This is a genomic window from Faecalibacterium langellae, from assembly GCF_002549775.1.
Taxonomy (GTDB): Bacteria; Bacillota; Clostridia; order Oscillospirales; family Ruminococcaceae; genus Faecalibacterium; species Faecalibacterium langellae.
The window spans coordinates 222,958-246,467 of the sequence record NZ_NMTR01000021.1; the positions used below are offsets into that span (position 1 = coordinate 222,958).

A 23,510-nucleotide genomic window follows, 5' to 3' on the forward strand; every position below is an offset into this window, starting at 1 on the left:
GATTTCTCCTTTTTTGTTTTTCTGTTTTGGCATTTATCAAATGTGCAGGTGCACAAAAACAGACGCGGGGAAGGGGACTTACAGGCGGATGTGGCGCGGGGTGCCGTTGACGTACACGGGGGTCACTTCGTCCAGGATCAGCGGGCGGGCGTACTCCTCAAAGGCCGCCGTCACCTGCATGCCGTCGGGGGTGATCCAGTCCAGCGGCACCTTTTTCTCAAGGTTTGCCACCTGCTGCACGTCCACCGACTTTGCGATGCACTGGTAGGGATAGCTGGAGATGCGCTCCAGCGCGATCATGCGGCCGGTCTCGCCTGCAAAGGCTGCGGCTGCGGCCGCACCGCCCACCGCGTAGGCCTCGTTCACGTCGGTGCGGCTGGCCAAGTGGCTGGCGCAGCGCTGCAGGGTGGAGAACTCGATGGCACGGCTCTTGCAGTTCAGCTTGTCGTGGATGAGCTCCGAGAGGTAGCGGCTGGTGCCGCTGAGCACGGCCTTGTGGCCGAAGGCGTCCAGCTGCCCGGCGGTGGACACCAGATCGCACAGATAGGTGCCGTCGGCGGTCTTGACGCCCTCGCTGGCTGCGATGATGACGTTGGGCTTCACCCGCTGCAGCTGGTCCACCTTCGTCAGGAATTTTTCCTCGTCAAAAGGCACTTCGGGCAGCAGGATCAGGTCCGGGCCCTCGCAGTCGTCGCCGCCGGCAAGGCAGGCCGCACCGGCAAGCCAGCCTGCGTGGCGGCCCATGATCTCGGCCACGGTCACGCTGCGGATGTCATACACGGAAGAATCGCGGATGACTTCCTTCAGGATGGTGGCGATGTACTTTGCTGCCGAGCCGTAACCGGGGGTGTGGTCGGTGAGGCAAAGGTCGTTGTCGATGGTCTTCGGCACGCCGATGAACCGCACGCTGCTGCCCACCTGTGTGCCGTAGCGGGAAAGTTTTGCGATGGTGTCCATGGAGTCGTTGCCGCCGATGTAGAACACCGCGCAGATATCGTACTTGTCAAACAGGGTGAACAGCTTGACGAAGGGCGTGGAATCCACGTCCGGGTCCGGCAGCTTGAAACGGCAGCTGCCCAGGTAGCTGGACGGGGTGCGCTTGAGCAGCTCGATGCTCATGCGGTCGTCCAGCAGGACGTTCAGTTCCAGCAGTTCTTCCTTCAGCAGACCTTCGATGCCGTACTTCATGCCGTACACCTTGTCTGCACCCAGACTGCAGGCGGCTTTGTACACGCCTGCCAGGCTGGAGTTGATCACGGCGGTGGGGCCGCCGCTCTGACCAATGATGACGTTCTTGGCCATGAGTACCTCCTTTTACAAATTCAGTTCTTATCATTTGTACATCGCTGCACGTCTCCGGCCTCTGCGCCGCTGTGCGTAGGAGAGAGATCTTTGGGCCCTGCACTGCCCGCAGACCGGCGGCAAACAAACCGGACGTTGCAAGTGATACAAAAAAGTTTGCGGCATGTGCACACGCTTTTTGTAAAATGTGCAAAATTGCCACATCCTTATTGTACCCGTTTTGCCTGTTGTATGCAAGACCCAATTGGTTGCGCAGGCAAAAAAATTATGATAAAATGAAAAGGCGCACGGCACCGGGCCTGTAAAACCCTTTTACCGTGCGAGAAAAATGGAGAAAGCTGGAAATACCATGGGCATTTCACACGAATATCATTCCGCGCCGCGCCGGGCAAAGCATGGCAGCGTCAGCGGAAAGCTGCGGCTGCTGGGCGCGTTTATTGCCATTCTGCTGCTGGCCTACGCCATCACCGCCATTCTGGAACACGGTGCGGCGGGTGCCGACGAGACCCCGGCCACCAACGCCAGCGGCATTGCGGCCAACATTCTGGCCCCGCTGCCCATGCAGGGCGAAGCGGCTTCCGACAGCGCCGCCACGGACGGCACTGCCGGTGCGCAGGCCGCCACGCTGGAGACCTTTGGCCCGGCAAAGCAGAGCGCCGGGGCCTATACCGTCAAAGCCTACGACGCCAGCGTCATCCGCCAGCCCAGCTGCGGCCAGGTGGACCTGAATTACTTCTCGGATGCGGCCTTCCTGGGCGACAGCCTGACCGTGGGCTTCTCGGATTATCAGATCAACCTGGGCGGGGCGCTCATCTGCGGCTACACCGGCGTGGGCCCGGACGCCATCGTGAACCGCAGTGCGGTCAAGAGCCCCACCCGCGGGCAGGAGGTGGCGCTGGATGTGCTGGCCGCCGCCCAGCCGAAAAAGCTGTATATCCTGCTGGGCACCAACACCCTCACCACGCTGGGCGCATCGGATCGCTTCCTGGCTTACTATGGCCAGATGCTGGACATGCTGCGGGAAGCGCTGGGCGACGACTGCGTGATCTATGTGCAGTCCATCCCGCCGGTGCGCCCCTCGGCAGTTGCCAAAAAGCCGGGCCTTGCCAGCGATGTGCTGCGCGGCGTCAACGAGCAGCTGGCCCAGCTGGCCGCCAGCAAGGGCTGCGTCTACCTCGACCTGTGGGAAGCTCTCGCCGACGGCGAAGGAAACCTGAAAGAGATGCTTGCCGCACCGGATGGTGTGCACCTCTCGGCCGGCAACGGTTACGGCGCATGGGTGACCTACTTGCGCAACCACGCAAAGTACAGCGCTGATAACTCCTGGACCATGGGCAGTGCGTACAGCGCACAGTAAATAAAATAGGAGCAAAAGAACGGCGGGTGCATCGCAGTGATGCACCCGCCGTTTTCTGTGTAGTTTTTCATTATTGTGCGGTGGGAAGATGACCGTTCTTTTTGGGCGTGAAGACGAGCTTCAGGTCCATTCCCATGCCGTCGGCCAGACGCTTCAGCAGCTTCAGGGAAGGGTTGCGCGTGCCGTTTTCCAGCTTGCTGATGTCGGCCTGATCGATGCCGGTGCGCTCGGCAAGCTCTTTCTGGGTCAGGTTCTGCGCAATGCGTGCGTCGGCCATGGCGCGGATGATATCCATTTCAGGCTGATTTTCTTCCCATTCCTGACGGAAAGCATCGTCCTGCAGCTGTTCGTTCAGGTACATATCCAGTGTTTTCATCTCATTCACCAAACCTTTCCATAAAGTCTTTGCGGCAGAGCTTTGCCTTTTCAAGCTCATTGCGGGGCGTTTTCTGCGTCTTTTTGATAAAGCCGTTGGTCAGGATAATGCGCCCGCCATAGTAAAAGAAATAGAGCACACGGGAAATATCCGAGCCGACCTTGCCGCGCACCTCAAAGATGCCGTCTTCCAGATGCTTGCTGTAGGGCTCCCGCAGACGGTTGCCCTGCTCCTGCAGAACTTTCAAGGTCATGACAAGTTTTCCGCGCATTTTGACGTCCAGTGAATCCAGAAATTCTTCGGCAGGCCGCTCACCGGCTGCTGTTTCATAAAATTCAACGGTAAACTGATCCATTTTGATTTCTCGATTTTATTATATGGCATATCTGCCATATTGTCAAGGCTGAGTTGCAAGGAGAAACGATCTGTCGTCCTGCTGTTCCAGCTCCAGCAGATACTCCTTCATCTCCACGCCATAGGCGTAGCCGGTGAGCTTGCCGCTGCTGCCCACTACACGGTGGCAGGGCTGGATGATGGCGATGGGGTTGCAGTGGCACGCCCCGCCCACGGCGCGGGCCGCCTTGGGTCGGCCGATGGCGGCGGCCAGCTGGCCGTAGGTGCGGGTCTGCCCGTAGGGGATCTTGTTCATCTCGGCCCAGACGGCCTGCTGGAAAGCCGTGCCCTTCGGGGCAAGGGGCAGGTCGAACTCCTTCCGGGCACCGGCAAAGTATTCGTTCAGCTGCTGCTCGGCCTCCTGCAGCAGGGGCGTCTCACACACCTTGCGGGGCAAAGGCTCCAGCTCCGGCACGCCGTCCGGGCAGAGGGTCAGCCCGCAGATGGCATCGTTGTCCTCCTCCAGCCGGAAGGTGCCCAGAAGGCTGTTCACATACCAGACGTTCAAAAGTTTCCGCTTCCTTTCCTGTGGGTTTGTGCTATACTGGAATTATCTTAACACAAACACACGCACAGCGAAAGGGGCGGTTTTGTTTATGGTACAGGCATTGGAAGATATCCTTGCAAAAAGCAGCAGCATCGTGTTCTTTGGCGGGGCAGGCGTCTCCACCGAGAGCGGCATCCCGGACTTCCGCAGTGTGGACGGGCTTTACCACCAGAAGTACGCCTACCCCCCGGAAACGATCCTGAGCCACACCTTCTGGGAGGAACACCCGGAGGAGTTCTACCGCTTTTACCGCGATAAGCTCATCGTGAAGGGCGCAAAGCCCAACGCGGCACATTTGCGGCTGGCAAAGCTGGAGCGCGAGGGCAAACTGAAAGCGGTGGTCACCCAGAACATCGACGGGCTGCACCAGGCCGCAGGCAGCAAGACCGTGTACGAGCTGCACGGCAGCACCCTGCGCAACTACTGCACCCGCTGCGGCAAGTTTTATGATGTCGATTTTATCGCGAATTCTACCGGCGTGCCCCGCTGCACCGAGTGCGGCGGCATCGTGAAGCCCGACGTGGTGCTCTATGAGGAAGGGCTGGACGAGGAGGTGCTCTCCGGCGCGGTGAATGCCATCCGCCATGCGGACACCCTCATCATCGGCGGCACCAGCCTGGTGGTGTACCCGGCGGCGGGGCTCATCCGCTACTTCCGGGGCGACCATCTGGTGGTCATCAACATGCAGCCCACCGGTGCCGACGCCGAAGCCGACCTGTGCATCGCAAAGCCCATCGGCCAGGTGCTGAGCGAGGACGTGAAACTGGATCAATAAAACAAAGCGGTCGGCGCTTTTTCGCGCGCATTTTTGGTCCCCCTGCGGTATGCTGAGAGCATTCTGAAACGAATGGGGGAACCGAAATGATCCAGGTTTGTGAACCGCCGCGCACGCGGCAGGCAAGAAGACTCTCGGCAGAGGAGTTCTGCCAGCTGATCCGCAGCGAGGTGAGCTGCGTGTACCGGCCCCGCAGCGAAGTGCTGCGGATGCTCACGGTGGGCGAAGTGTGGGGCGTGTGCGGGGCGCGCCGTGTGCCGGATGCGGCCTGCATTCTGCTGCCCATGGATGCTGATACCGCTGCCGCTGCAGCCCTGCGCAGTTTTGTAGGGGGGCGCAATGCGGCAGATGGGTATTTTCTGGCCCCGCCGGTGGGCCGCGCCGAAGCGTTCCCGGACCTGCTGGAGGCTGCCGCCGCCCGGCAGAAAGCTCTGGCCCGGCATCGCCCGCGCTGGGCGGTGGCGGAGTGCACGGCCGAGGAGATGCTGCCGTTTTATTTGCAGCAGGGCTTTGCCCTGCGGGCCATCCGTCCGCTGGACAGCCTTGCACCCTGCTTCTGGCTGCAGGCGGACTGTCTGGGGCAAAACGTGCCGCCGGTGTGGGTGCCGATGACCGACCGGGTGCATCTGGCCATTCTGCTGGCAAAGGGCTATGCTGCGCTGGAAAGCCGCGAAAGCCCGCAGGGTACCGTGCTGGCGCTGTACCCGGTCTGACAGGAAAGTGAGAAAGTTGAAATGAAAGCAGTCGTTCTGGAAGATTACGCCATTCAGCCCGGTGACCTGGACTGGTCCGGCGTGGAAGCACTGGTGCCGGACATCACCTTTTATGGGCGCACCGCCCCGGAGCAGGTCGTGCCGCGCATCGGGGATGCGGAGATCGTGTTTTTGAACAAGTGCCGCATCGACGAAGCGGTGCTGGCCCGGTGCCCGAACCTGAAGTGGGTGGGCATCATCGCCACCGGTACCGATAACCTGGACCTCGAAGCCTGCCGCCGTCATGGCGTGGCCGTGGCCAACGTGCCGGGCTACTCTACTTATAGTGTGGCGCAGATGACCTTCAGCCTGCTGCTGGCCATCTGCCAGTGTGCCGACCGGTATGACCGCCTTGTGCAGGACGGCCGGTGGCGCACCGAGGACCCGGCCGCCTACGGCCTGCTGCCCCAGGTGGAGCTGCTGGGCAAGACCTTCGGCATCTACGGCTACGGCAGCATTGGCCGCCAGACCGCCCGCATCGCCAAGGCCTTTGGCATGCAGGTGCTGGTGTGCACCCGCACGGTGCGGCCGGAGTACGAAGCCGACGGCGTGGAGTTCGTGGATTTTGACACCCTGCTGGCCCGCAGCGATGTGCTCAGCCTGCACTGCCCGGCTACCCCGGCGACCCGGGGACTCATCAGCGCCGGGACGCTGGCCAAGGCAAAGCCCGGCATGATCTTGCTGAACACCGCCCGCGGCGCACTGGTGGATGAACAGGCTGTGGCCGACGCACTGAAAAGCGGACGCCTTGACTTCTACGGCGCCGATGCTTTTGGCACCGAGCCGCTGCCGCAGGAAAGCCCGCTGCGCGGCCTGCCCAACGCCCTGCTGACGCCGCACATTGCATGGGCCACAAACGAAGCCCTGCAGCGGCTGATGGACATTACTACCAACAATCTGCGTACCTGGCTGGATGACAGGGGAGAGAATATCGTGAACGCATAAAAAACAACGGGAACGTCCATGCGGCGTTCCCGTTGTTTTTTAATCTAAGATTCCGCTCACTTTGATAGACTTTACCGCCTCAGCAATGCGCTCCGGCGGCAGGGTGAGGGCAAAGCGCACATAGCCTTCGCCCAGAGGGCCGAAGCTGGAACCCGGGGTGCACAGCACACCGCTCTTTTCCACGAGGTCCAGACAGAAATCCATGCTCTTTGCGTACTTGGCCGGGATGGGTGCCCACACGAACATGCTGCCGTGGCTGTCCGGCACGTTCCAGCCGATGGAACGCAGACCGCCGCACAGGGCGTCGCGGCGCTGCTGGTACAGGCCGCACTGGGTCTTGACCATGTCCAGCGGGCCGGTCAGGGCGGCGATGGCGGCCTTCTGCACCGGCAGGAACATGCCGAAGTCGATCTGGCCGCGCAGCTTCTTGAAGGCGGCCACCACGTCCCGGCGGCCCACCAGGAAGCTGATGCGGGCACCGGTGACGTTGAAGCTCTTGGACAGACTGAAGAACTCCACGCCTACATCCATGGCACCGGGCGTGTTGAAGAAGCTGTTGCCCACGGCACCGTCAAAGATGATGTCGCTGTAGGCGTTGTCGTGGATGATGAGGATGTCGTACTTCTTGGCAAAGGCCACCAGTTCCGCATAGAGCTCCGGCGTGCCCACGCTGCCCACCGGGTTTGCAGGCAGCGAGACGATCATATACTTGGCCCTGCGGGCCACGTCCTCGGGGATGTCTTTGACGTAAGGCAGGAAGCCGTGTTCTTTCGTCAGCGGGTAATACCAGGGCTTTGCGCCGCCCAGCAGGCTGCCCGCAATGAACACCGGGTAGCAGGGGGTGGGCAGCAGCACGGTGTCGCCCTCGTCGCACAGCACCATGCCGATGTGGCCGCAGCCTTCCTGACTGCCGTTGCAGCTGGCCACCTGGTCCGGCGTGATCTCCACGCCGAAGCGGCGCTTATAGTAGCCGCACACGGCGTCCAGCATTTCGGGCGTATCGCGCAGGCTGTACTTCCAGTTCTGCGGGTCGGCGGCGGCGTCCATCATGGCCTTGCGGATGTGCTCAGCAGGGGCAAAGTCCGGCGTGCCGACGCTCAGATTGTAAATGGTGCGGCCCTGTGCTTCCAGCGCCACCTTGCGTTCGTTCAGCGCGGCGAAGATTTCGTCGCCGAACAGGTCCAGTCGTTTGGAAAATTCCATGATACGATACCCCTCTTGAATCCATCTTGTTTTTGACATGAATCATTTTTACAATAGGGCTATTTTAGCACGTTTTGCCAGCGGGTGCAATGAAAAGGGCCGATGGGGGAGAAAGTTTCAACTTTCTGCCGCTGCCGTTTGAATTTATTCATTGCAGAGGGGAGAGTGCTGCGCTTGCGGCGAAGTGCGCAGGACGCTCCGCTGGGCCAGAGGTAGGGAGGGGTGTTTCGACTCCCCCCTCCCTTCCTCTGGACTCCACCCACCCCACAACGAGAAAGGGGATGCTCGCCCCTTTCAGACCCCAAAGCAGTTGTCGAAGCGGAAAAATGCTAGCCGCTTCGCTAAAAGCATTTTTCGCGCTCCTCCGATTTGAAAGCCCCTCAGCCGCTGCGGCGGCAGCTCCCCGCAGGGGAGCGGGAGCGCCCTCTCCGTCTGCTCCCGTTGGTCGCATCCACCTCTCCCAGAGGGAGAGGCAAGAAGCACTCCCAGTATGCCCTTGGTGCCCTTTCAAAAAAGAGGCAAGAAGCGTGCCCACCACGGTCTTGGCTCTCCCCTTGGGAGAGCTGGCAAACCCGAAGGGTTTGACTGAGAGGGCGAAAGGCTCCCCCTTCGGGAAAGACTCCCCCGGCCGGGGGAGGTGGCACGAAGTGCCAGAAGGGGAACAGCTGGCGTTGCAAAGCGCCTGAGAGGGGTTGCGCCCCGGAGTGCTGCCCGTTCTCTCCGCTGGCGCGAATGCTCCCGCAGGGAGCCAGCGCCAGCGGATGCCGTTTGCCGTTACGGTCCCTCCCGTGAAAAAGCAAAGAGGAAAATCCCGCAGGATTTTCCTCTTTGCAAATTAAAAATAATTTTTCCGCTGATTATGGCCAGAGTGCAAGCGGAGGCCAGTTTAAATTGTTAATCGATCGTTGTCTTGGTGCGTCCCACGCCCAGCACGGCGGTGCTGATCTTCTTCCAGCTGTTGCAGCCGCACACGCCGTCTACGCTAAGGCTGGTGCGCCGCTGGTAGCCCCGCAGGGCTTCCTCGGTGCGGGCACCGAACACGCCGTCGATGCGGCTGCCGGTCTGGTAGCCCAGCGTGGAGAGTGCGTCCTGCAGGATCATCACATAGCAGCCCCGGCTGCCCCGGCGCAGGGTGGGGTAGCCCGAGGTGGTGCCGCTGCAGGCGGGCGTGCCGTAGCGGCGGTCCATGTGCACCCAGGTGGGCGTCTGGCTCAGCGGCTCCACATAGCCCCAGGCCCCGGTGTTCCGGGCTGCGTTGTAGATGGCCGTGCGCTCGGACTGGGAAAGCGACTGCCCCACGTCAAGCGAAACGCCCGCGTAGTGCTGGCTGCGGGTGCCGTGGCCGCCCTCCCAGATGCGGCGGAAAGCATACCCCACCGGGATGCCGCGGCCATACTTGCGGCGGGTCAGGTTCCACGCTTCCATGGCCGCAATGGTGGTCCACAGGGTGGGGCTGGCAGATTTGCCCCGGAACTCCCGCACCCGCAGGGTGGTGCCGGTGCTGTAGGGCATGGGGTCGTTCTCGTTCAGGTTCGCGTAGGTGTATACCTTGTTCTCGTAGGCATCGTAGATCAGAAGCCGTGCCATGGCTCACTCCTCCTTGTCGCAATTGCAGCTCTGGGCCTGCAGGGCGGCCCAGGTCTCGCGGTTCACGGTGCCGGTCACCAGCAGGCCCGCCTGCTGCTGGACAGCCCGCACGGCAGCGGCGTCTGCCGCGCCAAAGCGGTTATTGTCGGCCACATAGTCCTCGTCGCAGGAAAGCTGCGCCCGGCGGTTGAGCCAGCGTTCCACCTGCCCAACCTCCTGCCCGGCGCTGCCCTCGGCGATGGCGCGCCCCGGGTAAGCGGTGCTGGGTGGGGTGTCTCTATCGGGGTTCGGGGCGTGGGCGGCCAGCTGCAAACTCAGCGCTTCTACCGCCGTCCATGTGTCGGCATCCGCAATGCCGGTCTCCGGCAGGCTCAGCAGCTCCTGTGCGCTGCGGGTGGCGGCGGCAGTCTCGTCGGTGTACTGGTCGGAGAGGGGTGGACTCACCACACTGGTAAAGTAGTAGGCGATGCGCTGCAAAAGCAGGCTGTAGTAGAGCACGGCGCTGCCGGAAGACCCTACTGTGAGCGGGGTGCCGGGGTAGGGCAGGCGCTTCAGGGTGACCACCGGCCCGGATGCCCGCAGGGTGGATGCCTTGTCGTACAGGCTGTTCCATGTGGTGCGTCCCACGATGCCATCTACAGTCAGCCCCGCAAAGCGCTGGTAGGCCCGTACGGCGGCTTCGGTGGAAGCACCAAACTGTCCGTCGATGGCAATGGCCGGGATGCTGCTCTCGTAGGCGCTCATAAGGTAGAGGTAGAACTGCAGCTCCCGCACCGCCGTGCCGGAAGACCCATTGCGCAGCACGCCCGGGTACTCGCCGGGGCGCAGGGAGGACGAAAGCAGCTTGTTGGCGATGTCGTTGTAGACCTCATACAGCTTGTTCCAGGTCGTGCGGCCGACAACGCCGTCGCTGGTCAGGCCGAAGTAGGTCTGGAACCGCTTGACGGCCGCTGTGGTGGCAGAGCCGAACTTGCCGTCCACGGTCACGTTGGAAAGGCTCGGGTACACCGTGCGGGCGATCTTGAGCCAGAACTGCACCAGCCGCACGTTCTGCCCGCTGGAACCCTCCCGCAGGGCAGTGCCGGGGTAGGCGTTGGGGGTGCCGTTGTCGGACTGGATGCTGCGGAACTGGTCGTACACCTCCGTCCAGGTGGCACGGCCCACCACGCCGTCCACGGTCAGGCCATATTTGCGCTGGAAGGCCCGCACCGCATTGGCCGTTCCGGTGCCGTAAACGCCGTCCACGGTTAACGATGGGATGGAAGACTCATACTGTGCCAGCGTATTCAGCCAGAACTGCAGCTGTTCCACAGCGCTGCCGGTAGAGCCGGTGCGCAGCACGGTGCCGCCCCATGTGCCGTCCGAGAGAGTGCCGCTGGACACCTCGCCCTCGCTGGTCAGCTCGGCCAGATCCTTGACCGACACATAGATATAGCTGATCTTATACCAGGTCTGGCGGCCCACCATGCCGTCGGCGGTCAGATTGAACTGCTTCTGGAACGCCCGTACCGTGGCGGCCATCCGGCTGCCGAATACCCCGTCCACAGTCAGTTTGCCAAGGAAGGGGTAGTCCTTGGTGATGCGGTTCAGCTGCCGCTGCAGGGTGAACACCGCCGTGCCGCTGTCGCCCTGCCGGATGGGCGAACCGGGGTAGCTCTGGGGGATGGACTGGATGTTATTGGTGCGCACGATCTCGATGTCGTTGCCGTAGTAGTACTTCAAAATCTGCAGCGCGGTGCGGCCCTGATTGGCCAGCGTGACGGTGCCCCACTGCTTGAGCCCCGGGCAGGTGACCGACTTGCCGTCGCAGTATTCAGAGTAGTAGGGGTTCACGGTGCCGCGCTTGCGCAGATAGGTGTTGAAGATGTCGTCGGTGATCTTCACCATTACGTCGAACACGGTGCGGCCGTGGACGTAATACTGGTCGTAGCTGGTGGAGTTGGTGATGTTGAAGGTGTAGCCCTTGCTGGGGTACCACTCGGTGTAGATGCGGTTCAGCGCCAGCGAAATCTGGCAGTGGATGTTGGCCCGCAGGGCCTGCTCCGGCCAGGTGGGGTATACCTCGCTGGACGCGACATTGGCGATATAATCCCGGAAGGACACGGTCACGTTGCGGGCAGAAGCGGCCGGTTTGCCCAGATGCACCGTGATGTTTTTGGGGATGATCACCTTGTCCAGCACCCGGGGCACGCAGTTTTCCACCGGCTGTGCACCGCTGCCGCCGCTGCCCGCAAACAAAGGGTGCGGCGGGATGACGATGGGCGCGTCCGGGATGTCTTTGCCTTCCTCCGTGACCGGAATCATCGCAGGCTGTGCCAGCGTTATCTGCCCGGCAAAGATCTGGATGCCCTCAATGCGCACGGTGCGGTAGCCGGATTTTGCGGCGGTCAGGCTGACAACGGCGTAAGGGCGGATGGTGTTGTCCTCGTCCAGCGAGAGGGTGCAGGCGGGGGCTTCAACGGGGATATCGGCGGCGCTGCCGGTCGCATCGGTGATACAGTGCAGGGTAAAGCCGTCCCCCTGCACCGCAACGGTCACCCCCTCCATGGGGGCAGACTGGCGGGCCGCAAAGGTCTGGATGCGGAGAGTTCCGGTGTTTTTCATGGAGATACGCTCCTTTGCTGGTAAAAGTATGCTTCTGCCCCAGCGTATTCCGTCCGGCACCCGGGCGTGCATGGCAATGCACACCGCAAATAAAAAAGCCGCCCGAAGGCGGCAGGGGAGAAAGGGTTATTTGGCGCTATCCTTGGCAAGGGCGGCGTCAATATTTTTTTGCAGGGCGGCAAGGTTTTCTTCCTTGTCGATGCCGCCCAGCAGCGGCTCGCCCACAACATTGCCGTCCCGGTCAAACACATAGGTGGTGGGGAAGGCCATGATGTTCAGTGCAAACTTGCCGGCCTCACTGCCGGAGGCAAAGTAGATGTTGCGGTAGCTTGCGCCCGTTGTCTCCAGCAGCTTTTTGGCGGCATCGATGCCCTGCTGGTTGCCGTCCAGCGTCTCGGTGTTGATGCCGATGACCTCACCGCCCTGTGCCTTGACCTTCTCGTTCAGGGCGTTCAGGTCGTCCAGTTCCTCCACGCAGGGCTTGCAGCCGTTGAACCAGAAATTCACCACCGTAAAGGCGTTGCCTGCAAACAGGCTGTTGTCCACCGGGTTGCCCTCTAAATCGCTGCCCTCAAACTTGGGGAAGGCGTTGCCCTGTGCGGCGGCACTGGAAGCGGCATCCTCTGCGGGGGCAAGAGCGGCGATCTGCTCCTCGATGGCACGAATCTTTTCTGCATCGGCGGTCAGGGCCTTGTACTCCTCGTCCGAGAACTGATCTTTGGCCTTTTCCACAGCGCTGAGCAGAAAATCGCCGTAGTTGGCGCTGATCGTGGTTTCGGTCACGTTCTTGTCCATAGAGGCGAATACCTTCTCCCACAGGGCATCGTTTGCGGAAAGGATCTCGTTTTCCTCGGCCAGCAGCTGCTCCTCGGTTTTGCTTTCTGCTGCCGCAGAGGAAGCGGCAGCAGAGGATGCAGAAGATGCGCCCTGCCCGCAGGCGGCAAGGCTGAAAGCCAGCACAAGGCTGAGCAAAAGTGCGGTTACACGGTTAAGCTTCATGGTTTTACTCCTTTGTTGTTTCAGTGTTTGATTGGTCTCCCAGCCCGAATTTGTACTGGATGGCATCTGTGGGGCAGGCTTTCATGCACATCCCGCAGCGGATGCATTCGGCGTGGTTGGGGGTCTTGGTAATGTCTACGTCCATCTTGCAAGCCTTTGCACAGGCTCCGCAGGAAACGCATTTGTGGGTGTCTACGCGCATCTGGAACAGCGAGACCTTGTTCAGCAGCGCATAGAACGCGCCCAGTGGGCACAGCCACTTGCAGAAGGGGCGGTAGAACACCACGCTGCCCACGATGACCGCCAGCAGGATGCAGGCCTTCCATGTGAACAGCTTGCCCAGCGCAGCGCGGATGCCCGCATTGGTCAGGGAGAGGGGAATGGCACCCTCCAGCACGCCCTGCGGGCAGAGATACTTGCAGAAGAAGGGGTCGCCCATGCCCAGCTCATTGACCGCCAGCAATGGCAGCGCCACCACCATGACCAGCAGCACCGCATACTTTAAATAGCGCAGCGGCTTCAGCTTTTTGGTGGAAAGCTTGGGGGATGGGATCTTGTGCAAAAGCTCCTGAAACCACCCGAACGGGCACAGAAAGCCGCAGATGAACCGCCCCAGCAGCACCCCAAAGAGGATGAGGATGCCGGTAATGTAGTAGGAAAAGCGGAATTTGGAGGAGCCCACCACCGCCTGGAATGCTCCCACCGGACAGGCACCGGCCGCGCCCGGGCAGGAATAGCAGTTCAGCCCCGGGACGCAGACGTATTTTCCGCCGCCCTGATACAGCGTCCCTTTGGCAAAGTTTGGCAGGTGGAGATTGGTCAGCAGGGTAGCCCCGGCTTGTATAAAGCCCCGGAAGCGGGCAAGGGGAGAAAGCTTTTTCTTTTTCTTATCCAATGCCCACACACTCCATACACAGCCGGATGGCTTTTGAAAATACGGTGTCTGCCTCGCCCCGCCATAAGCCGAACAGCAGCATCAGAACCCCGGCGGCCAGCAAAAGCAGCTGCGCCTGTTTTTTTGTCATGAACATCATAGCCTCCTGTTGTTTGATGGCATCAGTATACACCATGCGGGATAAAATCTCTGCTAAGAAAATCTTAACACGAATCTTAACACCGTCTGCTATAATCTGTTATAATGAAGAAAAAAACGCAATTTTTATGGGAAAGGTGGAAAACAAAGATGCGCCTTTTGGTGGTAGAGGACGAGCACTCCCTGCGGGAGGATATTGCCCGAAAGCTGCGGCTGTCCGGGTACGAGGTGGATGCCTGTGCAGACGGCGAGGCCGCGCTGGAGGCACTGGCAGCAGAGCGGTACGACCTTGTACTGCTGGACCTCAACCTGCCCAAGGTGGACGGAATGCAGGTGCTGCGCACCCTGCGCCGGCACGACCTTGAGACCTGTGTACTGATCCTGTCGGCACGCAGTGAAATTGCAGATAAAGTGGAAGGGCTGGATGCCGGGGCGAACGATTACCTTTCCAAGCCCTTCCACCTTGCAGAGCTGGAGGCCCGGGTGCGCAGCCTGACCCGGCGCAAGTTCATCCAGCAGGATGTCTGCCTGTGCTGCGGACGGCTGAGCTTCAACACCCGCAGCCGCGTTGCCACGGTGGATGGCCAGACCCTTGCCCTGACGCGGAAGGAGAGCGGCGTACTGGAATATCTGCTGCTGCATCAGGGCCGCCCGGTCAGTCAGGAAGAGCTCATCGAGCACGTCTGGGATGGCAGCGTGGACAGCTTCAGCAACTCCATCCGGGTGCATATCTCTGCCCTACGCAAAAAACTGCGGGCGGCGCTGGGCTACGATCCCATCCGTAACCGCATCGGGGAAGGCTACGAGATCGGAGGCGAGGTACAATGAAACATTTGTCCCTGCAATGGCGCATCACCCTGCTGACCGCGCTGCTCATCGCCTGCGCCTGCGTGTGCATGAACCTGCTTTTATACCGCACCGGCGTTACCGGTATGGATGCCCTCAACGGCTTTATGATGCAGTACCAGCCCGGCAGTACGGATTCCTTGACCATCGAGATCCCGCAGGAGGAAATGTCCAGTCTGCTGGCGCATTTTTCGCAGGAAGTCTACGATGCAAAGGTGGTCTTTGGCCGCAAGGGCTGGTGCATCACCGTCGTGGTCACCATCGTCAGCGCTGCCATCGCTTATTTTGTCAGCGGCAGAGCGCTGAAACCGTTACAGCAGCTTGCGCAGCAGGCACAGCAGGTCGATCAGGACAGCATTGCCACCACCCGTCTGGACGAAAACACTGTGCAGGAATTCGGGCAGTTGAGCCGGTCGGTGAACCGGATGCTGGATGGTCTGGCGCAGTCCTTTGAGTTGCAGCGGCAGTTTGCGGGCAATGCCGCCCACGAGCTGCGCACCCCGCTGGCCATTTTGCAGACGAAGCTGGAACTGTTTGCAGAGGAGCACCCGGCCATGGACGCCGAGACCGCCGGGCTGATCCGCTCTCTGCGGGAGCAGCTGGACCGCCTGACCGCTCTTGTGCGCACTTTGCTGGAAATGAGCAATCTGCAATCGGTCTCCCGCACCGACCACATTGCCCTTGCGCCGCTGGTGGAGGAGATATTGACTGACCTGACCCCTCTTGCACAGAAAAACAACATCTCTCTGCAGCAGGACTGCGAGGAGCTTGGCATGGTGGGCAGCGATGCGCTGATCTACCGGCTGGTGTTCAATCTGGTGGAAAACGGCATCAAGTATAACCGCCCCGGCGGTGCGGTGCGCGTCACCCTGCAACAGGAAAAGCAGACCGCTGTACTGCGCATTACGGATACCGGCCCGGGTATCCCCGCAGACTGCCGGGAGAGCATTTTTCAGCCCTTTTTCCGGGTGGATAAGTCCCGCAGCCGGGAGATGGGCGGCGTTGGGCTTGGCCTTGCCCTTGTGCGGGAGATTGCCGTGTTGCATGGCGGCAGTGTGACCGTGGAACGCAGCAGCGAAAACGGCACTACCTTTGCCGTCACCCTGCCGCTGGCACAGCCCTGCTGAAACTGGGCGGACTGGGACTTTATTTTTGGCACACGGGGGAGTAAACTGGAAGCAGAAGACCCCGGAAAATAAGAAGGACAAAGGAGATACTGAAAATGCAGGCAACCATTCACAACGAATTCCTGACCCTGACCGTGGACACCCACGGTGCCGAAGCCGTCAGCCTGAAAAATGCGGCGGGCGAAGAACTGCTGTGGCAGGCCGACCCGGCGGTGTGGAAGCGCCATGCGCCCATCCTGTTCCCCTGGACCGGTAAGCTGGCCGGTGGCACCTTTGAGGTGGACGGCAAGACCTGGAAGGGCGGCCAGCACGGCTTTGCCCGCGACCTGGAACACACCCTGCTGAAAGCCGAGGGTGACACCATCCGGCTGGAACTGCGGTCGGACGAGACTATTAAGGCAGAGCGCTTCCCGTTCGATTTTGTGCTCACCAGCACCTTCCGGCTGGAGGGCAGGACCGTGCACCACACGCTGGAAGTGAGCAACTCCGGCACCGAAGAACTGCGCTTCGGCATCGGCTACCACCCGGCGTTCAACATCCCCTTTGACGCGGAGCACACCACCACGGATTACGAGTTCCGCTTCGACCAGCCGGAAAGCCCGGTCATCCTCGATGCCCGCCCGAACGGTCTGCTCTCCGGCAAGTGCTACTACCAGTGGAAGAACCAGCAGGCCATCCCGCTGACGGACGACCTGTTCGACAACGACAGCTTCTGCATGGCGGGCCTGCGCACCAAAACCATCGGCATCTGCGAGAAGGACACCGGCCGCAATATCACCTGCAAGGTGGAGGGTTATCCCTACTCGCTCATCTGGTCCGCCGCCGCAAAGCCCCTGCGCTTTGTGTGCATTGAGCCGTGGCACAGCCTGCCTGCCGCCGAGACCGACCCGCAGGAGTGGGGCCAGCGCGCCGCTGCCGCCTGCCTTGCCCCCGGCGAAAGCTGGCAGACCACCCTCAGCACCACCTTTGAACGGTAAGAAAAAAGCACGCAGAAACGAAGCCGCGTGCTCTTGACAGAAACCTCAAAAGTGGGTATACTGTAAATAGAAAAGGCACTGCGACAAGCGGTCAGCCCTTTTGATGTAAGTTCTTAAATACTAAAAGACTAAGAACCGTCACCGGCCAGGGTGGCGGTTCTCGCTTTTTACCTTGATGGTAAATACCAATCCGAAGATATGGAACGTCAAAGTAATAGGCATGAGCTTCACCTCCTTTCGGAAGTGGGGCCGAACCGCCTGCCGTTATGTGCAGTGCCTTGCTGCCGAAGCAGCAATTCTATAATAGCATATAATTCGACAAATGACAAGTAAAACCCCCAGAGCACTTTCATGCTCCGGGGGTTTTGTATCGGGTCAAAAAAGCAGCTGCTTAGTAAGCAACGCCCCAGTAGACCATGGCCTTGGCGGGCTTACCGCAGCAGGGGCACACATCGCTCAGATGCTCCTGCTCGAAGGGCATGCAGCGGCTGGACAAGCCAGCTTCTTCCTTCATCTTCATCTCGCAGGCAAGATCGCCGCACCACATGGTCTTGATGTAGCCGGTGTTGGCCTTGGCCAGCTCCTTGACCTCGTCCATGGTGGTGGCAGCCCAGGTGCGCTTCTCGCGGTTGGCGAGGGCACGCTGGTACAGGTCCTTGCGCAGGGCCTCCAGCTGGGCGGGAATGGCGGTCTCCAGCTCGTCCAGGCTCACGAACACCTTCTCGCGGGTGTCGCGGCGCACCAGCACGCACTGGTTCTTCTCCAGATCCTTGGGGCCGATCTCCAGACGCAGGGGCACGCCCTTCATCTCCCACTGGGAGAACTTCCAGCCCGGGGCATTGTCGCTGTCGTCCAGCTTCACGCGGGCGTACTTGCTGATCTTCTCGGCCAGCTCGGCAGCCTTCTCGCTGACGCCAGGCTTGTGGGCAGCGATGGGCACCACGACCACCTGGATGGGAGCCACGGCCGGGGGCAGGATCAGGCCGTCGTCGTCGCCGTGGGTCATGATGATGGCACCCACCAGACGGGTGGAAACGCCCCAGCTGGTCTGGAACGGATGATGCAGCTGGTTGTCGCGGCCGGTAAAGGTGACATCGTAAGCCTTGCTGAACTTGTCGCCGAAGTAGTGGCTGGTGCCGCTCTGCAGGGCCTTGCCGTCCTTCATCATGGCTTCGATGGTGTAGGTGGCTTCGGCACCGGCAAACTTCTCTTTATCGGTCTTGCGGCCCTTCACCACGGGGATGGCCAGATCCTGCTCGCAGACATCTGCGTAGCAGTTCAGCTGCTGCTGGGTCTCAGCCTCAGCCTCAGCGGAGGTCTCGTGGATGGTGTGGCCTTCCTGCCACCAGAACTCGCGGCTGCGCAGGAAGGGACGGGTGGTCTTTTCCCAGCGCACCACGCTGCACCACTGGTTGTACTTCATGGGAAGCTCGCGGTAGCTGTGCAGCACGCGGGACCAGTGGTCGCAGAACATGGTCTCGCTGGTGGGACGCACAGCCAGACGTTCTTCCAACTTGTCGGAGCCGCCCATCGTGACCCACGCCACCTCCGGCGCGAAGCCATTGACCAGCTCGCCTTCCTTCTGCAGCAGGCTTTCCGGGATCAGCACGGGCATGGCCACGTTCTCATGGCCGGTGGCCTTGAAGCGGGCATCCATGTCCTTCTGGATCAGTTCCCAGATGGCCTGGCCATAGGGGCGCAGGATAATGAAACCCTTCACGCTGGAGTACTCCACCAGCTCTGCCTTGACGCAGATGTCGGTGTACCACTGGGCGAAGTTTTCTTCCTGGCTGGTGATCGCCTGTACGAGCTTCTTTGAATCTTTTGCCATTTTTGTTTTTTCCTCCTAAGGCCGTGCGCCAAACGTCTCGCGTTCCGCACGAACCATATTAAAAGCCCCACCCACGAGCACAGCCGGGTGCTGTGCAGAAAAGGCGGGGCTTTTTACCTGAATTTAATTCTGCGCGTGGCTGTCCACAAACTTTACCACATCGCCCACGGTGCGCAGGGATTCGATGGCGTCGTCTGGCACCTCGATGCCAAACTCATCTTCCAGCGTCATCACCATGTCCACGATGTCCAGGCTGTCGGCCTCGAAGTCGCTCATGATGTCACTGTCCATCGTGATCTTTGCCGGATCAACGTCCAGCTGCTCCGCCAGCAATGCACGGATTTTTTCAAAAGTATCCATTCCTGTGGTCTCCTTTTTGCAGTTGTTTTGCCGGTCTGTACCCTGGGGCCGTGGGTGCGGGCGCTGTGACGGTGCGCCTGCGGATGCTGCGCGGCTCCACCGAGCTGTACAGAACGCTCTCTTTTTTTATATCCCATGCCATGCGTATTGTCAAGCCCTGTTTTCCATTCTGGCCGGTTCCTTTGCGAAAAATTGCCGGAAAGGTGCTTTTTTGCTTGACAGAAAGCCCCGGGGCTCTTATCATTATAGAGTAGCGAGTTTATGGGGACTGACTGCCCCCTTGAATAGGAGCAATGAGCATGAAGCTTTCATTTACCAAAATGCAGGGCTGCGCCAACGACTACATCTATCTGGACTGCCGCGCAAGCGGTGTGCCGGAGAACATCGCAGCTCTTTCAGAAAAGCTGTCCCGGCGGCATTTTTCCATCGGGGCAGACGGCATCATCTGCATCTGCGCACCGCGCACCGCCGGGGCGGATGCCATGATGCGCATCTTCAACGCCGACGGCAGCGAGGGAAAGATGTGCGGCAACGGCATTCGCTGTGTGGCCGAGTGGCTCTACACCCACGGCATCGCGAAGGAGACGCTGGCCATCGACACCCTCAGCGGCCTGAAGACCGTCACCCATCAGGGCGCGGGCTTGTGGCAGGTGGAGATGGGCGCTTACAGCGCCATGCCCGCCGACCTGCCCGCCGTGAATATGGGTGAGGATGCCCTCGTGAACAAGCCCCTGACCGTGGAAGGCAAGGATTGGAACGTGACCTGCATCAGCGTGGGCAACCCGCACTGCGTGACTGTGGTGGAGGATGTGGACAGCCTGAAGCTGGAAGACATCGGCCCGGCGTTCGAGCACCACGCGAACTTCCCGGAGCGCATCAACACCGAGTTCGTGCAGGTGGTGGATAAGACCCATCTGAAAATGCGGGTGTGGGAGCGCGGCAGCGGCGAGACCTGGGCCTGCGGTACCGGCACCTGCGCCACCGTGGCAGCCCTGACCGAGCTGGGCCTGTGCCCGGCGGGCGAAGACATCCATGTGCAGCTGCGCGGCGGTGTGCTGACCATCCGGGTGCTGCCCGGCAGGCAGCTGCTCATGACCGGCGCGGCCGAGACCGTGTGTGAAGGAACCACAGAGGTTTAAACGGCTTCGCCCTCTCAGCTTCACTTCGTTCAGCAGCTCTCCCAAAGGGAGAGCCAAGGACCTGACGGGAGTGTTTTTTGCCTCTCCCTTTGGGAGAGGTGGCATTGCGCAAGCAATGACGGAGAGGGCGAGCAATCTATAAAGTAAAGCGAGGGAAAGTATCATGAAGATGAACAAACACTACAACGAGCTGAAGGCAAGCTACCTGTTCGTGGACATTGCCCACAAGGTGGCCGCTTATCAGGAAGCACACCCCGAGAAGGAGATCATCCGTCTGGGCATCGGCGATGTGACCCAGCCGCTGGCAAAGTGCGTGGTGAAGGCCATGCACGACGCCGCCGACGAGATGGGCACCAAGGAGGGCTTCCACGGCTATGGCCCGGAGCAGGGCTACCCCTTCCTCAAGCAGGCCATTCAGGGCTACTACGCCAGCCGCGGCACAAAGCTTGCCGAGGATGAAATTTTCATCTCCGACGGTGCCAAGAGCGACCTGGCCAATGTGCTGGGCCTGTTCGATGTGGACAACACCGTGCTGGTGCCGGACCCCGTGTACCCCACCTATGTGGATGACAACGTGACCGACGGCCGCAAGATCATCTACAGCCGCACCGGCCAGGAGAACGGCTTCCTGGGCATGCCGGACAACAGCGTGAAGGCAGACATCATCTATATCTGCAGTCCCAACAACCCCACCGGTGCTGCCTACACTCGCGACCAGCTGAAGCAGTGGGTCGAGTATGCCCGCAAGAATGATGCCATCATTCTGTATGACGCTGCATACGAGTGCTTCATCTCGGACGAGAACCTGGCCCGCAGCATCTTCGAGATCGAGGGTGCCCGCGAGTGCGCCATTGAGATCTGCTCCTTCTCCAAGATCGCAGGCTTCACCGGCACCCGCTGCGGCTACACTGTGGTGCCCAAGGAGCTGGAGCGCGAGGGAATGAACATCAATAAGCTGTGGCTGCGCCGCCAGACCACCAAGTTCAACGGTGTGCCTTACGTCGTGCAGCGCGCTGCGGCCGCAGTGTTCACCGAGAGCGGCATGGCTGAAATTCAGGCCAACCTGGACTACTACCGCAAGAACGCCAAGGTCATCGCCGACGCACTGGATGAGTGCGGCGTGTGGTACTGCGGCGGCAAGAACAGCCCGTATATCTGGCTGCGCTGCCCCGGCAACATGAAAAGCTGGGAGTTCTTCGACTGGCTGCTGGAGAACTGCGGCGTGGTCGGCACCCCGGGCGTGGGCTTCGGCGAGTGCGGCGAGGGCTACTTCCGCCTGACCGCCTTCGGCGACGCCGAAAAGACCAAGGTGGCCGCCGAGCGCATCAAGGCGGCCATTAAGGCGCTGTAAAACCTATAAAAATTGCACCCGCTGTCCGTTTTGGGCGGCGGGTGTATTTTTTTTTTTTTTTTTTGCGCACTCTCTTGACAAATCTGTATCTACTGTATATACTGTACATATACAGACGAAACGCAAGTACCAAAGGAGCAGCCGATGGAACTGTTTATCAACAACAAAAGCGGCGCGCCCATCTATGACCAGATCTACAACCAGATCAAGCAGCAGATCATCAGCGGGGCTTTGCAGCCGGACGAGGCCATGCCCTCCATCCGGGGGCTGGCACGGGATCTGCGCATCAGCGTCATTACCACCAAGCGCGCCTACGATGAACTGGAAAAAGAGGGCTTTCTTTACGCAGTACCGGCAAAGGGCTTTTTTGTAGCCCCGAAAAACACCGAGCTGCTGCGGGAAGAAAACCTGAAAAAGATTGAAGAACATCTTACCGAAGCCGTCCGCCTGTCCGCCTCCTGTGGGCTGAGCAGGGAAGAGCTGCGGGAGATGCTGGAACTGCTGTGGGAGGGCTGAACATGAACGCACTGGAACTGCGGGGACTTACAAAGCACTATAAGGACTTTACCCTTGGGCCGCTGGATCTGACCCTGCCTGGCGGCACCATCTGCGGCCTGATCGGCGAAAACGGAGCGGGCAAAAGCACCACCATCCGGCTGATTCTGGACATGGTGCAGCGGGACGGCGGCACCGTGACCATCCTCGGCAGGGACAGCCGCACCGCTTCTGTCCGCAGCAAGGAGGAGATCGGCGTGGTGCTGGGCAGCGATGGCATCCCCCTGTGCCTGAACGCTGTGGAGGTGGGCAAGGTGATGGCGGGCATCTACCGCAACTGGGACGCTGGTGACTACACGGCGTTTTGCCGGAAATTTGACCTGCCGCCGGACAAAAAGTATAAGGATTACTCCGCTGGAATGCAGAGGAAGCTGTGCATCGCCGTGGCGCTGGCACACCACCCGAAGCTGCTGCTGTTGGACGAAGCCACCAACGGGCTGGACCCGGTGGTGCGGGACGAGGTGACCGACCTGCTGCTGGACTTTGCCCGGGACGAAAACCACTCCATCCTCATTTCCTCCCACATCGTCAGCGACTTGGAAAAGCTGTGCGATACCATCGCCTTCCTGCACAAGGGCAGACTGCTGCTCTGTGAGGAAAAGGACGCCCTGCGAGAGGAATACGCCCTGTGGCATGGCACGGCGGCGCAGCTGGCGGAACTGGATACGCCGGTGTACGGCAAGCGGGTCACCCCCTACGGGGCAGAGGCGCTTGTGCGCCGGGACGCAATGCCCGCCGGAGCAGAGCTTGCCCCGGTAAGCATTGAGGAATTGTTTGTGCTGATGGTGAAAGAGGAGTGTGCAGAATGAAAGGCTTGCTGCTAAAGGATGCTTATCAGATATGGCACTATGCCAAAGGTGTCATTGTGGCCGCCGTGGTCATGATGGGCGCAGGCGTGGTTACCATCATGAATGGGGCCAATTTCTTTATTGTATATGCGGGCTTTCTGATGGGCATGATGCCCATGACCCTGCTGGCCTATGATCAGGCCAGCAAATTCAGCGAGTACAGCGGCGTGCTTCCGGTGACAAAAGAACAGCTGGTGGGCAGCAAATACATCATTGGCCTGTGCGGGCTGGTGCTGGCGGAACTCTTCGCCGCCGCAGCCCTTGGCGTGGCAAGCCTGCACTGGACAGCTGTGGACCATGCACTTGTGGTTTCCACGCTGGTGCAGGTAGGCATGACAACGCTGCTGAACAGCGCCGTTCTGCTGCCGTTGAATTACCGTTTTGGCTACGAAAAGGCAAAATATGCGTTTTATCTTATGGTCGGCCTGGTTGCGGCTCTGATGGGGTTTGGCGTGTCCGCCAATGAGGACGGCCTGGCCCGGAACTTTCTGCCGCAGGGCGTTCCGCCACTGGCTCTGCTGGGCATTGTACTGATCGTTCTGGGGCTGTACTCCCTCTCTTGGCGGCTGTCGGTGGCCTGGTACGGAAAGGCAGAGCAGTAAG

Annotated in this window: 24 protein-coding genes; 12 read left to right on the top strand and 12 right to left on the bottom strand. The window is 60.5% G+C overall.

All coding sequences use genetic code 11. From position 1 onward, the window contains the following. Positions 1-78: 78 nt before the first annotated feature. Positions 79-1,302, bottom strand: a complete 1,224-nt coding sequence (locus tag CGS49_RS09615) for a 6-phosphofructokinase (protein ID WP_097801622.1) — start codon at positions 1,300-1,302, stop codon at positions 79-81. A gap of 349 nt (positions 1,303-1,651) precedes the next feature. On the opposite strand from CGS49_RS09615, the gene CGS49_RS09620 reads away from it, so the two are divergent. Then, positions 1,652-2,659, top strand: a complete 1,008-nt coding sequence (locus CGS49_RS09620; RefSeq protein ID WP_097801623.1) for a GDSL-type esterase/lipase family protein — start codon at positions 1,652-1,654, stop codon at positions 2,657-2,659. A gap of 70 nt (positions 2,660-2,729) precedes the next feature. Here the strand turns inward: CGS49_RS09620 and CGS49_RS09625 are convergent, their stop codons facing one another. Genes CGS49_RS09625 through CGS49_RS09635 form a run of 3 tightly spaced genes read right to left on the bottom strand, consistent with a single transcriptional unit; the run spans position 2,730 to position 3,936 of the window. Then, complete coding sequence (locus tag CGS49_RS09625) at positions 2,730-3,035, bottom strand: helix-turn-helix domain-containing protein (RefSeq protein WP_179859060.1); 306 nt, start codon at positions 3,033-3,035, stop codon at positions 2,730-2,732. 1 nt (position 3,036) lies between these two features. Beyond that, a complete protein-coding gene (locus CGS49_RS09630) occupies positions 3,037-3,390 on the bottom strand; it encodes a type II toxin-antitoxin system RelE/ParE family toxin (protein ID WP_097801625.1) in 354 nt (117 codons plus the stop codon). A gap of 42 nt (positions 3,391-3,432) precedes the next feature. Continuing rightward, positions 3,433-3,936 (bottom strand): methylated-DNA--[protein]-cysteine S-methyltransferase, encoded by a 504-nt coding sequence (locus tag CGS49_RS09635; protein ID WP_097801626.1) that lies wholly within the window; start codon positions 3,934-3,936, stop codon positions 3,433-3,435. Positions 3,937-4,024: 88 nt separating this feature from the next. On the opposite strand from CGS49_RS09635, the gene CGS49_RS09640 reads away from it, so the two are divergent. The 3 genes from CGS49_RS09640 (at position 4,025) to CGS49_RS09650 (ending at position 6,447) form a co-directional block, all read left to right on the top strand. Beyond that, positions 4,025-4,750, top strand: coding sequence for an NAD-dependent protein deacylase (locus tag CGS49_RS09640; protein WP_097801627.1), 726 nt, complete (start codon positions 4,025-4,027; stop codon positions 4,748-4,750). Positions 4,751-4,836: 86 nt separating this feature from the next. Next, a complete protein-coding gene (locus CGS49_RS09645) occupies positions 4,837-5,463 on the top strand; it encodes a hypothetical protein (RefSeq protein WP_097801628.1) in 627 nt (208 codons plus the stop codon). Positions 5,464-5,484: 21 nt separating this feature from the next. Next, positions 5,485-6,447 (top strand): D-2-hydroxyacid dehydrogenase, encoded by a 963-nt coding sequence (locus CGS49_RS09650; protein ID WP_097801629.1) that lies wholly within the window; start codon positions 5,485-5,487, stop codon positions 6,445-6,447. 39 nt (positions 6,448-6,486) lie between these two features. Here CGS49_RS09650 and CGS49_RS09655 read toward each other — a convergent pair whose 3' ends face one another. The 6 genes from CGS49_RS09655 to CGS49_RS09680 all read right to left on the bottom strand — a co-directional run bounded on the left by CGS49_RS09655 (position 6,487) and on the right by CGS49_RS09680 (position 13,871). Next, positions 6,487-7,650 (bottom strand): pyridoxal phosphate-dependent aminotransferase, encoded by a 1,164-nt coding sequence (locus CGS49_RS09655; protein ID WP_097801630.1) that lies wholly within the window; start codon positions 7,648-7,650, stop codon positions 6,487-6,489. Positions 7,651-8,544: 894 nt separating this feature from the next. After that, entirely contained in the window at positions 8,545-9,237 is a 693-nt protein-coding gene (locus CGS49_RS09660) for a peptidoglycan-binding domain-containing protein (RefSeq protein ID WP_097801631.1), read from the bottom strand. 3 nt (positions 9,238-9,240) lie between these two features. Next, positions 9,241-11,841 (bottom strand): peptidoglycan-binding domain-containing protein, encoded by a 2,601-nt coding sequence (locus CGS49_RS09665; protein WP_097801632.1) that lies wholly within the window; start codon positions 11,839-11,841, stop codon positions 9,241-9,243. 126 nt (positions 11,842-11,967) lie between these two features. Further along, a complete protein-coding gene (locus CGS49_RS09670; RefSeq protein ID WP_097801633.1) occupies positions 11,968-12,840 on the bottom strand; it encodes a TlpA family protein disulfide reductase in 873 nt (290 codons plus the stop codon). Positions 12,841-12,844: 4 nt separating this feature from the next. Continuing rightward, entirely contained in the window at positions 12,845-13,735 is an 891-nt protein-coding gene (locus CGS49_RS09675) for a 4Fe-4S binding protein (RefSeq protein WP_179859061.1), read from the bottom strand. After that, on the bottom strand, positions 13,728-13,871 hold the full coding sequence (locus tag CGS49_RS09680; RefSeq protein WP_337678835.1) for a CD1871A family CXXC motif-containing protein: 144 nt from the start codon (positions 13,869-13,871) through the stop codon (positions 13,728-13,730). The genes CGS49_RS09675 and CGS49_RS09680 overlap by 8 nt, the downstream gene beginning before the upstream one ends. Positions 13,872-14,023: 152 nt before the next feature. On the opposite strand from CGS49_RS09680, the gene CGS49_RS09685 reads away from it, so the two are divergent. From CGS49_RS09685 to CGS49_RS09695, 3 genes are all read left to right on the top strand, one after another. Next, positions 14,024-14,701, top strand: coding sequence for a response regulator transcription factor (locus CGS49_RS09685; protein ID WP_097801635.1), 678 nt, complete (start codon positions 14,024-14,026; stop codon positions 14,699-14,701). Further along, on the top strand, positions 14,698-15,846 hold the full coding sequence (locus tag CGS49_RS09690) for a sensor histidine kinase (protein ID WP_097801636.1): 1,149 nt from the start codon (positions 14,698-14,700) through the stop codon (positions 15,844-15,846). The genes CGS49_RS09685 and CGS49_RS09690 overlap by 4 nt, the downstream gene beginning before the upstream one ends. Positions 15,847-15,941: 95 nt before the next feature. Next, a complete protein-coding gene (locus CGS49_RS09695; protein WP_097801637.1) occupies positions 15,942-16,823 on the top strand; it encodes an aldose 1-epimerase family protein in 882 nt (293 codons plus the stop codon). Positions 16,824-17,214: 391 nt separating this feature from the next. Here the strand turns inward: CGS49_RS09695 and proS are convergent, their stop codons facing one another. Together proS and acpP are read right to left on the bottom strand one after the other, a co-directional pair. Continuing rightward, positions 17,215-18,654, bottom strand: a complete 1,440-nt coding sequence (gene proS, locus CGS49_RS09700) for a proline--tRNA ligase (RefSeq protein ID WP_097801638.1) — start codon at positions 18,652-18,654, stop codon at positions 17,215-17,217. Between the two features lie 123 nt (positions 18,655-18,777). Next, on the bottom strand, positions 18,778-19,014 hold the full coding sequence (gene acpP / locus CGS49_RS09705) for an acyl carrier protein (RefSeq protein WP_097801639.1): 237 nt from the start codon (positions 19,012-19,014) through the stop codon (positions 18,778-18,780). A gap of 299 nt (positions 19,015-19,313) precedes the next feature. Here acpP and dapF point away from each other — a divergent pair, with 299 nt between their 5' ends. The 5 genes from dapF (at position 19,314) to CGS49_RS09730 (ending at position 23,509) form a co-directional block, all read left to right on the top strand. Then, entirely contained in the window at positions 19,314-20,153 is an 840-nt protein-coding gene (gene dapF / locus CGS49_RS09710; protein WP_097801640.1) for a diaminopimelate epimerase, read from the top strand. A gap of 163 nt (positions 20,154-20,316) precedes the next feature. Further along, entirely contained in the window at positions 20,317-21,504 is a 1,188-nt protein-coding gene (locus CGS49_RS09715) for an LL-diaminopimelate aminotransferase (RefSeq protein WP_097801641.1), read from the top strand. Positions 21,505-21,600: 96 nt separating this feature from the next. Beyond that, the gene (locus CGS49_RS09720) at positions 21,601-22,020 is read left to right on the top strand and encodes a GntR family transcriptional regulator (protein ID WP_343215876.1); all 420 of its coding nucleotides are present in this window, start codon (positions 21,601-21,603) and stop codon (positions 22,018-22,020) included. Between the two features lie 2 nt (positions 22,021-22,022). Then, on the top strand, positions 22,023-22,868 hold the full coding sequence (locus CGS49_RS09725) for an ABC transporter ATP-binding protein (RefSeq protein WP_097801642.1): 846 nt from the start codon (positions 22,023-22,025) through the stop codon (positions 22,866-22,868). After that, positions 22,865-23,509, top strand: a complete 645-nt coding sequence (locus CGS49_RS09730) for an ABC-2 transporter permease (protein ID WP_097801643.1) — start codon at positions 22,865-22,867, stop codon at positions 23,507-23,509. The genes CGS49_RS09725 and CGS49_RS09730 overlap by 4 nt, the downstream gene beginning before the upstream one ends. Position 23,510: the final 1 nt, after the last annotated feature.

Excerpts from the sequence above, each read along its gene's own strand:
- CGS49_RS09615 (WP_097801622.1), bottom strand. The coding sequence starts at position 1,302 with ATGGCCAAGAACGTCATCATTGGTCAGAGCGGCGGCCCCACCGCCGTG.
- CGS49_RS09620 (WP_097801623.1), top strand. The coding sequence starts at position 1,652 with ATGGGCATTTCACACGAATATCATTCCGCGCCGCGCCGGGCAAAGCAT.
- CGS49_RS09625 (WP_179859060.1), bottom strand. The coding sequence starts at position 3,035 with ATGAAAACACTGGATATGTACCTGAACGAACAGCTGCAGGACGATGCT.
- CGS49_RS09630 (WP_097801625.1), bottom strand. The coding sequence starts at position 3,390 with ATGGATCAGTTTACCGTTGAATTTTATGAAACAGCAGCCGGTGAGCGG.
- CGS49_RS09640 (WP_097801627.1), top strand. The coding sequence starts at position 4,025 with ATGGTACAGGCATTGGAAGATATCCTTGCAAAAAGCAGCAGCATCGTG.
- CGS49_RS09645 (WP_097801628.1), top strand. The coding sequence starts at position 4,837 with ATGATCCAGGTTTGTGAACCGCCGCGCACGCGGCAGGCAAGAAGACTC.
- CGS49_RS09650 (WP_097801629.1), top strand. The coding sequence starts at position 5,485 with ATGAAAGCAGTCGTTCTGGAAGATTACGCCATTCAGCCCGGTGACCTG.
- CGS49_RS09655 (WP_097801630.1), bottom strand. The coding sequence starts at position 7,650 with ATGGAATTTTCCAAACGACTGGACCTGTTCGGCGACGAAATCTTCGCC.
- CGS49_RS09660 (WP_097801631.1), bottom strand. The coding sequence starts at position 9,237 with ATGGCACGGCTTCTGATCTACGATGCCTACGAGAACAAGGTATACACC.
- CGS49_RS09665 (WP_097801632.1), bottom strand. The coding sequence starts at position 11,841 with ATGAAAAACACCGGAACTCTCCGCATCCAGACCTTTGCGGCCCGCCAG.
- CGS49_RS09670 (WP_097801633.1), bottom strand. The coding sequence starts at position 12,840 with ATGAAGCTTAACCGTGTAACCGCACTTTTGCTCAGCCTTGTGCTGGCT.
- CGS49_RS09680 (WP_337678835.1), bottom strand. The coding sequence starts at position 13,871 with ATGTTCATGACAAAAAAACAGGCGCAGCTGCTTTTGCTGGCCGCCGGG.
- CGS49_RS09685 (WP_097801635.1), top strand. The coding sequence starts at position 14,024 with ATGCGCCTTTTGGTGGTAGAGGACGAGCACTCCCTGCGGGAGGATATT.
- CGS49_RS09690 (WP_097801636.1), top strand. The coding sequence starts at position 14,698 with ATGAAACATTTGTCCCTGCAATGGCGCATCACCCTGCTGACCGCGCTG.
- CGS49_RS09695 (WP_097801637.1), top strand. The coding sequence starts at position 15,942 with ATGCAGGCAACCATTCACAACGAATTCCTGACCCTGACCGTGGACACC.
- proS (WP_097801638.1), bottom strand. The coding sequence starts at position 18,654 with ATGGCAAAAGATTCAAAGAAGCTCGTACAGGCGATCACCAGCCAGGAA.
- acpP (WP_097801639.1), bottom strand. The coding sequence starts at position 19,014 with ATGGATACTTTTGAAAAAATCCGTGCATTGCTGGCGGAGCAGCTGGAC.
- dapF (WP_097801640.1), top strand. The coding sequence starts at position 19,314 with ATGAAGCTTTCATTTACCAAAATGCAGGGCTGCGCCAACGACTACATC.
- CGS49_RS09715 (WP_097801641.1), top strand. The coding sequence starts at position 20,317 with ATGAAGATGAACAAACACTACAACGAGCTGAAGGCAAGCTACCTGTTC.
- CGS49_RS09725 (WP_097801642.1), top strand. The coding sequence starts at position 22,023 with ATGAACGCACTGGAACTGCGGGGACTTACAAAGCACTATAAGGACTTT.
- CGS49_RS09730 (WP_097801643.1), top strand. The coding sequence starts at position 22,865 with ATGAAAGGCTTGCTGCTAAAGGATGCTTATCAGATATGGCACTATGCC.